Consider the following 14,271-nt stretch of genomic DNA (forward strand, 5'->3'; position numbering starts at 1 on the left):
TAATTAATACGGCACGTATGACGGTTGTTTTTTCCATTTTTAATGTTTCTATAGCGACATGTTATTTTGATTATCATTTAATTAGAATTGTATTGTCTTTTAATTGGAATATAATTGTCATCTCGTTGGGGGCTGTATAACGATTAAGCATAAATGTGTGTATTTATTGATGAATATTCAAAAACACATACTTTACTTAGGCTAATACTTTGATGTGATTACAAGGTTAGCGCACGGCTAAAATAAATAATACGTTATTGAATTATTTTTTAGCTGGTCGTTCACGCAAGTAAAATCCCCACACTTTATTTTTGGCAGACCTTAATTTATAAGTGTCTGCCTTTTAAACGTTAGCGCTAAGCTTATTTTTAACGGTAAATTTTGCTTTGTATACTCTTATTTTGTCATTTTTAAAGAAGTAGTCATGCAGTTTTACACGAGAGATAAAACGTTTTTGTAACAAATTTTAAATTAACCCTCAGAGAAATATTGTGAAAAAACTTATAACGACTGTCTTACTATTTCTACTTGCAACGCCTGCTTTTGCTGCTGGAGCAGGTGAAATAGATCTAACGAATTCAATAGCAGGTTTGACTGCATTAACCATTTTTATCATTGCTTACTTACTGGTGATCGGTGAAGAATTTATACATCTTAGAAAGTCAAAACCGGTATTAGTTGCGGCAGGTATTATTTGGTTAATTATTGGTTGGATCTATACACAACATGGTATTCCAGAAGCAGCCGAAGAGGCTTTTAATCATAATTTACTTGAATATGCTCAATTACTACTCTTTTTATTAGTCGCGATGACTTATATCAATGCGATGGAAGAGCGAGGTGTTTTTGATAGCTTACGTATTTGGATGATTTCTAAGGGCTTAAGTTTACGCAGCTTATTTTGGGTAACAGGCTTAATGGCATTTGCTATCTCTTCATTTGCGAATAATTTAACCACCGCAATGTTAATGTGTGCCATCGTACTTAAAGTGGCCCCTAAAGATATTAAGTTCATTAATATTGCCTGTATCAATATTGTAGTAGCGTCTAACGCAGGCGGGGTTTTTAGTCCGTTTGGTGATATAACGACGTTAATGATATGGCAGGCAGAATTAGTTAAGTTTGAACAGTTTTTTGTCCTCTTTATACCGTCACTGGTAAACTTTTTAATACCTGCTGTTATTATGAGTTTCTTTATCTCTAATGAAAAATCAACACCAATAACTGATGATGATTTCATATTAAAGCGTGGTGCTAAGCGAATTATATTTTTATTTATACTTACTATTGCTACTGCGGTTGCTACTCACAGTGTGGTTAACATGCCACCGGTATTGGGGATGATGATGGGTTTAGGCTATTTAAAATTCTTAGGGTTTTATTTACGCAGAAGCTTACCTCGCTCATTGAATAAAAAACGAACGTTGGCAACCATAAGTCATGATGAAAAAGCGTTAAAGCGTCTAGGCAATATAGTTCCTTTTGACATTTTTGAAAAAATAGCCCGTGCCGAATGGGACACTTTACTGTTCTTTTATGGCGTAGTTATGTGTGTTGGTGGGCTTGGCTTTATGGGCTATTTAGGTTTAGTTTCAGAGTTATTGTATACCAACTGGGATCCTACTTATGCCAATATTGCCGTCGGCGTACTTTCAGCCATTATTGATAATATTCCGGTTGTTTTTGCAGTATTGAGCATGAACCCCGTTATGGATCTTCAACAATGGTTATTAGTCACAATGACCGCTGGGGTAGGGGGAAGTTTACTTTCTGTTGGTTCAGCGGCAGGTGTCGCTCTAATGGGACAAACTAAAGGTAAATATTCATTTGTAGGACATTTAAAATGGAGTTGGGCGATCGCGTTAGGGTACGGTGCTAGTATTTACGTTCATTTTTTAATAAATGGTTAATCGGCTCAACATACTTAAAAACACCTTTAATTTATTGACGTTATATTAAAGGTGTTAACTTAAGGTCTGTTTGATTATGGAACAACAGGTAGAAAGCTTTTCTCTAAACAAAGCAGCAATTCACGCACCACCTTAGCAGCAAAAACATCACTATTTCCTGTGCTGTCAATAGCCGGTGATAACTCTACTACGTCGCAACCGACAAAATATTTAGTGCGTAATATTTTACATAAACTAATAAATGAATGAAAATCTTCCCCTCCTGGCTCAGGAGTACCTGTACCAGGGAAAAAGCTGGGATCAAAATAGTCTAAATCTAGAGTTAAATAAATAGGAATGTCTTTCGGTATCGCTTCAACACTGGCGAAAAATTCAGCTCGATTTTTTTTAAGGGTATTATGGGTGTTCATCCATTGATATTCTTCGCGAGTACCGGAGCGAATACCATATTGTATCAATTGATTCTGCTCACCAAAATGGTCGGTAATACGACGAATTATCGAAGCATGCGAATAATGATACCCTAAGTAACCATCACGCAAATCAGCATGTGCATCGAGATGTAAAATCACTAAATTAGGAAATTCGGATAAATACTTCTTGATTGGCGCGTACGAAATTGAATGCTCACCGCCTAACGTTAACAGGCGAATGTTATTTTCTTTTAAGGCAACATCATCAAATAACGTCGTGAATGCCTTATTCGTTTTATTATAAGCACTTTCAATATCAGCCTTTGCACTTTGTTCATCGATTGATAAGTCAATGGGTAAGTTGCCTAGGTCAACAAATGAAATATCGTCGACATCGGCGTCTAAATAGGGAGAATACGATTCAATGCCATCAGAAACATAGCGAAGTGCGTTAGGTCCGGCTTTTGTTCCTTTTCTAAAACAGGCGGTACCATCGAACTCAAAACCGAGAATGTGTGTTGTGTTTTGAAATATACCTTGCTTATTTTCAGCCCCTTCAAAAGGTATCAGGGCAGGCATTAAATCAACATTAATTTCTTTAACCATTTTCATTATTTAGCAGCGAGACCTAATGACAATTATTTTGAATGATTATCCAAAAAAACAGCTAAAAGTATAGTTATTTTTTTATAAAAGAAAGTCTTCCAAACCAAATCACGCTATTGTTCATAGCTTTATTGTTTATTATATCAATGTTAGCACCATTATTTTATTGATAAAAATTATAAAATTTGTAAAATGGCGCACTATTTTTTTACTGAGGGGTTGTTATGTTTTTTGAGGGATCAGAAAAAAAAGCTGAAATCTTAATTGATGGTAAACAGCTTTCTTTACTTATTGATGTTAATGACGAGTTTTGGTCAGAATTAGTCAATCGTAGCCAAGCCCAAATACTATCATCCATTCAAAATGAACACTGCAAAGCCTTTTTATTGTCTGAATCAAGCTTATTTGTTTGGCAAGACAGGATATTAATTTTAACTTGTGGCGAAACACAGTTAGTGAAAGCGGTAGAGTTTTTCATTCAAAAACTGGGTAAGAAAGTGATAAAACAGCTCACTTATCAGCGTAAGAATGAATACTTTGCAAATGCGCAGCCGAGTTGCTTTGGCGATGATATAAAGTTAATTAATCAATATTTACCTGGTAAAGCATATCGTTTTGGTGAAATGGACAGCCACCATAACTATGTCTTTCACTTAGACAACGACTTTACTGCTGACACTGATGATATTACCTACGAGTTGTTGGCTTATCAAATAAGTGAACAAGCCTCGAAACATTTAACACAAGCCAATTTGTCTGCCCAAGAGATCCGTGATTTTTTATGTATTGATAAGATATTGCCGGGCTTTATTATTGACGATTTCGTGTTTTCTCCTTACGGTTATTCACTTAATGCGCTTAATGAACAGCAATATTTAACCATTCACGTTACGCCTCAAATGGACAGTAGTTATATTAGTTTTGAATCAAATATAGATTTACTAGCACTTGCACCAACACTCTTAGAGATATTGGCACCGAAATCTTTTGATTTAATGAGTTTTAATGAGCAGGCTTTTGAAGAAAAACTCATCACGTTAATTCCAGCCAAATACGTGAGTAAATCACGTGTTTGCAAAAAGCTTGATAATGGCTATTTAGTTAACTTTGCTAACTATATCTTGCCTCAAACAACCTTTGTTGAGCCAATTACGCTCAATATTTCAGGAGAAAACCATGCACTCTAATTTATGGGTAGAAGAAAAATTCGAAGATTTCTTGGGCATTAAATTTAAAGTAGAAAAGGTACTTTTCTCTGGAAAAAGTGAATTTCAAACTGTCGATGTTGTTGAAACAAAAGGCCATGGCAAAATGTTATTAAATGACGGCTTGATCATGGTCACCGAGCGTGACGAATTTGCTTACCACGACATGATAAGCCATGTGCCATTATTTGTTCACCCTAGTCCTAAAAATGTCTTAGTTATTGGTGGTGGCGACGGTGGAACGGCAAGAGAAGTTATTCGTCATAAATCCGTGAAAAAATGCACGATGGTTGAAATCGATGTTATGGTTGTTGATGCCTGTAAAGAGCACATTCCACAAACCTCTGCGGCACTTAATGATGAGCGTATCAATCTTATTATAGGGGACGGTGTTCAGTTTGTGAAAGACACGACTGAGAAGTTCGACGTTATAATTGTCGACAGCACAGACCCGATTGGACCGGCACAACCTTTATTTGGTGAAGCGTTTTATAAAGATGTTTTTAACTGCCTAGCGGATGATGGAATTGTTGTTTCACAGGGAGAGTCGTCATGGTACGCCATGGATATTCAACAATCACTGTTGAAAGTATTAAATAACGTATTCCCTAAAAGCTACTTGTATAGTTTTAGTAATTTAACTTATCCAGGGGGGTTGTGGAGTTTTACCTTTGCGTCTAAGCAATATCATCCCACGATCGATTTTAATCCTAAGCGTGTTGAAAAATCAGGTTTGACCTTTGATTATTATAACGCACCTTTACACGCTGCTTCCTTTGCTTTGCCCAGTTTTGTGAAAAAGGGCTTGGTGGGGTTAATCGATAATTAGGCCGCTAAAAATCAAACCTTGTCTGCTGAACAATAGGTTACATTTATTATATGAAACGTCAGAAGACAAGTGTTATTTAAAAGGAGTTGCTTCTATTTTTCTTGGCTTTATAAATTATAAAAAATAGAGAAATGTCACTTTATAAAAACTTAAGTTATTCTATTTTTGGAGGGCAGATAAAATCATCTTATTCAAATAGGAGTCTGCTTATCAGTACATCATTAAAATTAGACTCTTGTCATTTGTACAGGTATGATTTAAAAACGAAAAAAAATTATCTAAGGTCTTTATGATAACGCTTAAGTTTCGATTGCTTATGGTCATGTTTTTCTGTTCAGTATGCTTTGCTGAAACTGCTTTTAGCCAAACCCTTGTAAAAATTGTTGACCAAAATAATCTCCCACTACCTAATGCGGTCATTGAGTATGCGGTTCCCCAACCGCTTGTAAATAAATCGACTGAAGACCCTATCTATGTGATGGATCAAATAAACAAAGCGTTTGAACCACTTGTTTTAGTTGTCCAGGTTAATAGTTTAGTCAGCTTTCCTAATAGTGATGATATACGACATCATGTTTACTCTTTTTCACCCGCTAAAACATTTGAATTAAAATTATACGCGGGCAAACCTAAAAGTCCGGTTCGTTTTAATGATAAAGGTCTTGTTGTTATGGGCTGTAATATTCATGATGCAATGGTGGGATATATTTATGTCACTGATAAAGAAAATGCCTATGTGAGCAATAAAAAAGGTGAGGTGTTACTGCCGCGTACTTTAGCGTTAAATATGCAATTAAAAGTTTGGCACCCTAATAGCACTAAAGGTTTATCTCAACATACCTTATTGACTATTGACCAAAAAATGCTAGACGAGAATGACATTGTTATTGTAATAAGTGTTAACACACCCGAACCAAGAGACAGTTTTGAAGAGTTAGCTTTTCATGAGCACTAGGTTTAGCTTTAAAGCACAAATTACTTGGTTATTAACCAGTTTAATTTTATTAACCGTGATTTTTTTAACAGGCAGTAATTGGTTTCGATTTGCTGATTATGCAGAAAACCAAATTGAACGCCAAATGTATTTTGCTCAAAATGTACTTGAGCAAACGCTGAGATCACAAGAAAAAGTGTTAACTACAACAGCAAGCGTTTTAGCTGCTGATTTTGGTTTTAAACAAGCCGTAGCGACCCGCGACAAAAAGACGGTAGAGAGCGTACTTCTTAACCACGGTAAACGTATCAATGCTGATTTGATGTTAATACTCGACTTAGAAGGCAAGCTATCAACGACCAGCTCATTACATTCTTTGGATACTAAGACTATTGAGAGAAATATCAACAAACTTCCTTTTAGAGAGGTGCATGCTCAAATTCTTAGTATCGAAAATAAAGTTTTTCAAGTCATAGTTGTCCCTGTTAAGGCGCCAAGAGTTATTGCCTATACCGTGATTGGCTTTGAATTTGATCAAATAGCCTTATTGAAACTTAAAGAATTAATCGCTTTAGATTTAACTCTAGTACAAAACAATCAGCTTATTGATTCAAGTATTGATGATAAAGATATTATAAAAAAATTGTTAAAAGGCTATCAGCAAACATCTCCTAATTTACTCCTAACCCGTTCCGATTACTTTCACAAAACGATTAGTTTTGGTGGCTCTAAAGATGTAAAAGCGACGTTGTCTGCTTCTTTAACACAGATTCAGAGTGACTTTAATCGTTTGATTTACTCTATGTTAATTATCGCTATGATTGTGATCGTGATTGCCATTACTTTATCTCGTCTTTTATCTAGAGGCCTATCTACCCCGTTGCACATTTTAATGGAGCTAACCAAAAAAATTGGTCGTGGTGAACTTAATGTGCCTACATTAGCTAAGCGTTTGCCTGTTGAATTTAGTGAACTTTATCAAGGGTTTTCAGTTATGGGGGCCGCTATTGAAAACCGCGAACAAGCTATCCTTTATCAAGCAGAACGCGATGTACTAACGGGTTTGTATAACCGTCATAAAATATTAAATATTATTGCTGACTCTTTTGAAGAAAAGATCAACTTAGTGGTTATTACTCTTAACATTAAGGGCTTCAAAGCCCTTAATGACACAATTGGTCTCAGTAATGGCGATAGTATATTGAAAGACATCGCTGCTCGTATCATTGTCTTTATTGAAAAGTCAAACCAAGTCTTAAAAGACGATACTATGGCAGCAAGAACCAATTCAGATGAGTTTTTAATCGCTATTCCAATTAATGATACAAATGAAATAAACCATTTTATTGAATTATTACAAAGTGAACTAAACCGACCCTTTTGGCTTGATGATATTAAAATTAATTTGTCACTTTATTTTGGTGTCGCCAATTCACTTGATCATGGGATTGATGCTGAACGCTTGATTAGGCGCTCAACTATGGCAGTTTCTTTAGCTTATCAAGAGCAGGTTTCGTTAAGGTTTTATCAAGAAGGCGAAGATGAAAACTATCTTTATAAGTTGCGGTTAATTGAAGAGTTAAAAGAAGCCCTTGAAAGTGAAGACAGTCCGCTCTTTATGAATTACCAACCGAAATTAAATATGAATACCGGCAAAATTGATAAACTTGAAGCCTTAATTCGTTGGATTAACAAAGAGGAAAAATTTGTAAACCCTGAATTATTTATCGATTTAGCTGAAAAGGCGGGCTTAATTGTTTCGTTAACTCGCTGGGTAATTTTACAGGTTATTCAGCAAACGGAACAATGGAATAAAATGGGATACCATTTTAAGGTTTCGATTAACTTATCTGCCCAAGATATTCAAAACGAACAATTTGTCGACTATTTACTTACCACAGTGAACAATCATGACGTTGCTACAACACAAATAACACTGGAGTTAACAGAGCGAGATATCGCCGAAAATGAAGCGTTAGTGATTGCACGTTTATCTCATTTAAAATCATTGGGTTTTGCTATTTCAGTTGATGATTACGGTATTGGTCAATCTTCATTAGCTAAATTGAAAAGCTTGCCTGTCGATGAATTAAAAATCGATAAAACGTTCATTTTAACATTAGAGCAATGTCAAAAGGATCAAGATATTGTCGCCTCAACCATTTCTCTAGGCCATAAACTTGGGCTGAGTGTTGTTGCTGAAGGTGTTGAAAATAAAGCAAGCTTAATGTTACTCAATGACTTTAAGTGCGACTATGCACAAGGTTATTATTTATCGAGACCGGTTAGCGCTGAAAAATTTATTGAATGGTATAAAACCTATGAATCGCCGCTTTAGTTTTAGCTTATTGTTGTTTATGTTACTGCCACTAGTGAGTTTTGCTAATGGTAAGATATTAGCAACCCCAGGTGTTTCTCAAGTAGAGGGCTCAGGTGGTGGCGGTTTAGTTCCTTGGGCTCAATTAGCAGGTTATGCAACAGAAGATGAATTAGCCTTTTCTGCCTTTTGTACACAAGCTAATGTGAAGGATTTTCAATTAAACAGTTGTGGTGGTCAGGTTAATTTTTATGATCGCTTAGAGGTCTCTTTTGCAAAACAACACTTTGATGTAAAGCCTTTGTCATTAACATTGTCTCAAGAAATTCTGGGTCTTAAATTAAGATTATATGGTGATTTGGTTTATAGCACTTGGCCACAATTATCAGTAGGTATTCAGCACAAATCACTAACAACCGCTGATGTTGCTTTTTCATTAGGCGCTAAAGAGGATACAGGAACCGACTTTTATTTAGCGGCAAGTAAACTACATTTAGGCCTTTTAGCGGGTTATAACGTACTGTGGAATGTCTCTTTACGATACACACAAGCCAATGAAATGGGACTGCTCGGATTTAGCGGACCTAATGGTAATGGCGCGTTACAAACTGAAATGTCTGTGGCGGTATTATTTAATAAACATATTGCTGTAGGTACTGAATATCGACATAAACCTGATAATTTAGGGCTTAAAGAGGATGACTGGCAAGATGTTTTTGTTGCATGGTTTCCAAATAAACACGTGAATGTTACTCTCGCTTACCTTGATTTAGGTACTATTGCGGGATTGTCGGATCAAAAAGGTTGGTATTTGTCGTTGTCAGGATCCTATTAATGTCTAAATATTTTAGCACTGTTATTTTTGTCTTCGCTTTGCAACTATGCTTGGGTTGTAGCAGCCAACGAGTAGAACAACGTGAGCAGCTTTATGCTGAAATTGGTGGTCATGAAGGTTTAGAAAACCTTGTTGATGCGTTTGTGCAAAGAATTGTGAAAGATAAAGTCATATTGCCTTATTTTGCTAAGTCGAGCGTCAAACATTTCAAACAAGGTTTTATCAATCATTTATGTGGGTTGGTAAACGGGCCATGTAAATATAATGGCGATAGCATGATTGATATTCATACCGGCATGAATATTAATGAAGGAGACTTCAATCGTGTGGTTGAACTACTGATACAGGCCATGGAAGATGTTGGTATTCCTTACTCATCCCAAAATAGAATACTCGCAAAACTAGCTGTTTTCAGAGCTGAAATAATAAAAATATAATATTGTTTTAGTTTTCCCTAAACATTCTCGACTTTATTTGCTGTCTCACCCAAAATTATTTGTGTTTAGTTTCAACAGCGTTAATCAACACATGTATATAAACAGAAAATAAGCAAACATAATGATGTTAATTATGTAATTGCAAAGGTAAAATTGACCTAATTGTGTCAACAGTCACTTTATGTTGTCTTACCAAAGGTAGTTGAAATTTTATGGATTATTTTGAACAGTTAGGTGTAAGTAGAGTATCAACGACCATCGAAATTAAAAAAGCTTATCGAAAACTCGCTAATAAATATCACCCAGATAGAAACGACAATATTGAAGCTAAAGAAAAATTTCAGTTAATTCAAAAAGCATATGATGTTATTTCTGATCCCAAAAAACGGTCGGTATACTTAAAAAGTAACTATACCGTGATAACAGATCCGCGAGAAATTGCTGATTCTTTTTGGCAAAGTGCTTTTAACTAAGCGTAAATGAGTGCTCAATGAGCCCCTCTCTTAGACTTTCTATTAGGAAATATGAATGCAATCCCAAACAAACTTACCGGATTATTTAACGGATGATTTTTCTATGTATTTAGAAAATATGAATTCATTAGACGATCCGGAAAACCCTGATTTATTATCAAATTATTTAACAAGTCTCTTTGAACAATTGCAGCAAATGCCCTTATTATTTAATGGTATGGTTGACCAACTAGCGATGGCGATATCAACCAAGATCAGAATTGATAGCAAAAACCTGTCAACACTTGAACTGGCAGATGAACCTTCTTGGGCGGAAATTAAACCTTTTGTTGGCGTTCATGCTGATGCTCGAGCTTGTATTACCGAAATAATGACCCACGCAGAAGAAGACCTAAAAACAGCTGTTTTGCTCATCCATTTTTATAACCGTTATGATGCAACACCTTTAAAAGCTGAAGAAGATGAATATGCTCAAGTCGATGATGATGAATCTAATGACTATGATGAAAATTACTAAGCGAGATAAATATAAAATTCTATAAAAGCAGAATTTTATATTCATAAATTTATTTGTACTATATATAAGTTTTAAGGAATAACCTTGACAAAAAATGCATTAATTCTAGCGACAGACATTATCGAACAAGCACAATACAGTGGCAGACGTGCGGGTACCTCTTTAGAAGCGATTGCCTCTGAACAGGGCGACGAAAAAATGCTTGCGGTACTAACAGAAATGGACATCTTAACCGTAGCAAAAATTGTCAGAGAGCACGATGCGACTATTCCGTCTATTGCAACATGGTTAATGGATGCCGAATCAATTAAACAACTCTTAAATGTAGAGCCATCGTATTGGCAAAATATGGATGAAGAGCATGTTTTTTGTGCGCAAACAGAAGCGCATAGTTTATTAACACAAATATTTCTTTCTTCAGATGACGAAGAAAAGCAATTAGAAGTATTAAACGCGATAGTTGAAGATGACTTTGGTCTTTTATATTTATCTTTGCCCTTTATCGGTCATGACTTTTCAGAATTAGAAGAAGATGAAGAGCAAACATCAGGGAGCATTGAAGAACTGTTAATGAAAATAAAAACGCTAAGTGAAGAAGCTTATCGTGAAGTCATGACGGTTAGTACAAATGGAACACTCGAAAATATTGAAAATGCGTTAAAACAAAATGCGAACAAACAACGAGTAACTGCTGTTGAAATGGACACCGACGATATGTTTGCACCGCTCTAACTTGCCAACAAAAACCGTATTATTTAATCTATATGAACCGCTTTAATTGATTGGAATTCATCAATGAACATTGCAGAGTTAAGAAATTATCCGTTTTTACTTTTGGTATTAAGAGACGGAGAAAGTGACGGCTTTTTTACGCCTGAATTTATGCATAAAACCAAACAACAATTATCTGATATGTCATTAAGAATCGCTTCTGATAATCTATCGATAATTTATGCTGATCAAATAAAGAAGGGCTGTGAAATTGTTTTGGGTATGAGTAACTTAGGCTTATTAGAACTGTGTGATAACGACACAGATAAAGCTAAAGACATACTAAAAACTCAAGGTATTGTTTATTGTTTTAGAGCCGGCTGGGCAAAGTATGCTCAATTAAAGACAATATCGCCCTCCTACTTTGAAGAAATATCTATCCGGAGTTATGCGCTCGGTATTAACGATACTTCTGATATAAGATTAATGCACACTACCTTTGTTAATGAAGGCTATCAAAGTGCAAAGCTTCTGCAAGTTTATAAAAGTATAGCAGCAGACTTTTCAGCAAATACCTTACTTATCGATGATGATGAAGACGTTTTGTTGTTTGAATTGCAAAAGTTTTTAAATACTGCAATTTCATTATTACTTATTGATTCAGAAAGAAAAGTCTTCACTAGTAGCTTGTATGAACAACTGAATACTTATCTGACGAATACCGATAAAAAGGTGTTATTAGCCAAAGTGGAGGCTTGCATTGCCCGCTTTACAGAACAACTACCAATTTCAACAAAAAGTTATTTGCAGGATATTAATTTACTCAGCTTTACTGAGCTAAAGGGTATTATTGACCAGCAAGAAAATATTTCTATTTATATCCAAGAAATATTAGAACTGCCTATCACCCTAGCAAATGAGTTGAATGGCGATTTTGACGGTGGTTATGACTTCCACGCTGATGATGAAGATGATATTGCTTATTTAAGACCTGATGCTTCATAATAAGGCCTTTTCGTTGTTAAAAAGGCGAATTTGTTAAACGTTACTTATGAAATTATATATCACTTTAAATTGTTCACTTACCTGTTAACGCTTGGTCATAAGTAAAAATATCTTAACAATAAAAAGCCTGATAAATAAATTATCAGGCTTTTTTAATAAGACCACTTTATCGTTAACTTAAAAGCTTAGAAACCACATTGCTTACCTTTATTTTTTTCTTTTAACCAAACTTGTAATGGAGCAAAGTAGTCAAGTACAGCAGTTGCATCCATTTGTTCACTCCCAGTTAAAACTTTATAAGCTTCTTGCCAAGGTTGGCTTGAGCCCATTTCTAATACGGTATTAAGTGCTTTGCCGGCTTCTTTAGAGTTGTAAATTGAACAGCGATGAATAGGGTCGGTATTACCCGAAATTTCACAGAGTGCTTTATGAAATTCAAACTGCTGAATATGGGCGAGGAAATAACGGCTATAAGGAACGCCACCAGGAACATGATATTTTGCACCCGGATCAAAAGCATTCGCTTCACGCGCTATCGGTGCGGCTACACCCTGGTATTTTTCACGCAACTCCCACCAAGCAGTATTGTAATTTTCAGGTGTTATTTCACCTGAGTAAACTTTCCAACGCCATTGATCAACCATTAAACCAAATGGAATAAAGGCTATTTTTTCTAGTGCCATTTTCATTAATAAGCCAATATCTTTTGATTCATCAGGAATAGTATCAATTAAGCCTATTTCTTTTAGATATTTAGGTGTAACAGAAAGTGCAATGGTATCGCCAATTGCTTCATGGAAACCATCGTTGGCACTATTTTGGAAATAAACAGGTTGATCTTTATATGCTCGCTGGTAGAAGTTATGTCCAAGTTCATGATGTATGACATTAAACTCTTCACCTGTTTTTTGAATACACATTTTAATGCGTATATCATCTTTAGCATCAAGATCCCATGCAGAAGCATGGCAGACAACATCACGGTCTGCTGGTTTGGTAAAGAGTGAACGTGTCCAGAAAGTTTCAGGTAATTCATCAAACCCTAACGAGGTAAAAAAGGTTTCCGCGCCTTTTACCATGTTAATTTCGTCATAGTCTTTAGCGGCTAGTTGTTCAGTAACATCATAACCAGGATCTGCATTTTCAGGAGCGACTAACTCGTAGATGTTGCCCCAAGATTGTGCCCACATGTTACCTAATAAATGTGCAGGGATCGGTTGGTCTTGTGGGACTTTATCTGCTCCATAAGTTTTTGCAAGTTCGCCGCGAACATAACAATGTAAGTCATCGTATAAGGGTTTTACTTGTCCCCATAAGCGGTCAAGTTCCTTAGCAAAATCGTCAGCAGGCATATCATAATTTGAACGCCACATAGTGCCTAAGTCTTTATAACCTAAACCTTGTGCTCCTTCATTGCCTAATTCCGATTGACGGATAAATAATGGTTTCATGTCGGGGCTAATAGTGCGCCAGCCTTGCCACATTTCGAGTAATTCGTCGTAATCACGTGAAGTCGCCATTGTTGACGTCATTTCACCTAAGCTTAGCGTTTTACCGGCTTTCGTTGTGTAAGTACCTTTACCGTACATACCACCGAGTTCTGAACCAATTTTTGCAAGCTCAGCAGATTTCTCCGAATCTTGTGGTGCGGGCATTACTAAACTTTGTTTTAAGGTATTTAATTTTCTTCGTTGATTTTCTGTTACCTCAATATGATCAAATTTAGCTGCAGACATAGCAAAACGAACGCCCGCTTCTGTTGATTTTTGATTTGCGGCTGCTGAAAGTGCTGCAGTATCATCGGTAATGAAATTTGAATAAATCCATTCTGCGCGGCTGCCTTCAATACCCAAGGCTATTAATTCTTTTTCGGTAGCGATAAGAAATGCATCAGCGTCTTTTGCCGTCAATACGGGCGCAACCTGCTTTGGTGTTTGCTGAGTTTTGCTTGTACTTTCATTGTTGCAAGCGCTAAGCGATGCAAGTACACATAAGGCAATACTCGTTTGTTTAAATAGCTTTATCATAAACGTCTTATTTTTATTATTAATGGAGAGTGAAGGGGAGTATATAAAATTG

At 35.9% G+C, this 14,271-nt stretch carries 13 protein-coding genes; 11 read left to right on the forward strand and 2 right to left on the reverse strand.

Annotated features, from left to right (window positions below; all coding sequences use genetic code 11):
- The first annotated feature begins 488 nt into the window (after positions 1 to 488).
- Complete coding sequence (gene nhaD / locus H4J39_RS12930; RefSeq protein ID WP_310649754.1) at positions 489 to 1,910, forward strand: sodium:proton antiporter NhaD; 1,422 nt, start codon at positions 489 to 491, stop codon at positions 1,908 to 1,910.
- A gap of 74 nt (positions 1,911 to 1,984) precedes the next feature.
- Here nhaD and speB read toward each other — a convergent pair whose 3' ends face one another.
- The gene (gene speB, locus H4J39_RS12935; protein ID WP_259368836.1) at positions 1,985 to 2,935 is read right to left on the reverse strand and encodes an agmatinase; all 951 of its coding nucleotides are present in this window, start codon (positions 2,933 to 2,935) and stop codon (positions 1,985 to 1,987) included.
- Between the two features lie 218 nt (positions 2,936 to 3,153).
- Here speB and H4J39_RS12940 point away from each other — a divergent pair, with 218 nt between their 5' ends.
- The 10 genes from H4J39_RS12940 (at position 3,154) to H4J39_RS12985 (ending at position 12,192) form a co-directional block, all read left to right on the forward strand.
- Complete coding sequence (locus H4J39_RS12940) at positions 3,154 to 4,116, forward strand: adenosylmethionine decarboxylase (RefSeq protein WP_182228842.1); 963 nt, start codon at positions 3,154 to 3,156, stop codon at positions 4,114 to 4,116.
- Complete coding sequence (gene speE, locus H4J39_RS12945; RefSeq protein ID WP_182228843.1) at positions 4,106 to 4,963, forward strand: polyamine aminopropyltransferase; 858 nt, start codon at positions 4,106 to 4,108, stop codon at positions 4,961 to 4,963. The genes H4J39_RS12940 and speE overlap by 11 nt, the downstream gene beginning before the upstream one ends.
- A 289-nt stretch (positions 4,964 to 5,252) precedes the next feature.
- Entirely contained in the window at positions 5,253 to 5,918 is a 666-nt protein-coding gene (locus H4J39_RS12950; RefSeq protein ID WP_182228844.1) for a methylamine utilization protein, read from the forward strand.
- Positions 5,908 to 8,235 carry an EAL domain-containing protein gene (locus H4J39_RS12955; RefSeq protein ID WP_182228845.1) on the forward strand — a complete coding sequence of 776 codons (2,328 nt, stop codon included), beginning with the start codon at positions 5,908 to 5,910 and terminating at the stop codon, positions 8,233 to 8,235. The genes H4J39_RS12950 and H4J39_RS12955 overlap by 11 nt, the downstream gene beginning before the upstream one ends.
- Positions 8,219 to 9,049 (forward strand): DUF3034 family protein, encoded by an 831-nt coding sequence (locus H4J39_RS12960; RefSeq protein WP_182228846.1) that lies wholly within the window; start codon positions 8,219 to 8,221, stop codon positions 9,047 to 9,049. The genes H4J39_RS12955 and H4J39_RS12960 overlap by 17 nt, the downstream gene beginning before the upstream one ends.
- Positions 9,049 to 9,486, forward strand: a complete 438-nt coding sequence (locus tag H4J39_RS12965; protein WP_182228847.1) for a group 1 truncated hemoglobin — start codon at positions 9,049 to 9,051, stop codon at positions 9,484 to 9,486. Before H4J39_RS12960 ends, H4J39_RS12965 begins: the two co-directional genes overlap by 1 nt.
- Positions 9,487 to 9,698: 212 nt before the next feature.
- Positions 9,699 to 9,959: a DnaJ domain-containing protein gene (locus tag H4J39_RS12970; RefSeq protein ID WP_182177859.1), complete on the forward strand. Its 261-nt coding sequence runs from the start codon at positions 9,699 to 9,701 to the stop codon at positions 9,957 to 9,959.
- Between the two features lie 55 nt (positions 9,960 to 10,014).
- Positions 10,015 to 10,476: a hypothetical protein gene (locus H4J39_RS12975; RefSeq protein ID WP_182228848.1), complete on the forward strand. Its 462-nt coding sequence runs from the start codon at positions 10,015 to 10,017 to the stop codon at positions 10,474 to 10,476.
- A gap of 84 nt (positions 10,477 to 10,560) precedes the next feature.
- Entirely contained in the window at positions 10,561 to 11,208 is a 648-nt protein-coding gene (locus tag H4J39_RS12980; RefSeq protein ID WP_182177861.1) for a hypothetical protein, read from the forward strand.
- Positions 11,209 to 11,271: 63 nt separating this feature from the next.
- A complete protein-coding gene (locus H4J39_RS12985; protein ID WP_182228849.1) occupies positions 11,272 to 12,192 on the forward strand; it encodes a hypothetical protein in 921 nt (306 codons plus the stop codon).
- A 185-nt stretch (positions 12,193 to 12,377) separates the two neighbouring features.
- On the opposite strand, the gene H4J39_RS12990 is transcribed toward H4J39_RS12985, so the two are convergent.
- Positions 12,378 to 14,219 (reverse strand): M2 family metallopeptidase, encoded by a 1,842-nt coding sequence (locus tag H4J39_RS12990; protein WP_182228850.1) that lies wholly within the window; start codon positions 14,217 to 14,219, stop codon positions 12,378 to 12,380.
- Positions 14,220 to 14,271: the final 52 nt, after the last annotated feature.

The sequence above is a fragment of the Colwellia sp. Bg11-12 genome (genome assembly GCF_014076955.1).
Taxonomy (GTDB): Bacteria; Pseudomonadota; Gammaproteobacteria; order Enterobacterales; family Alteromonadaceae; genus Colwellia_A.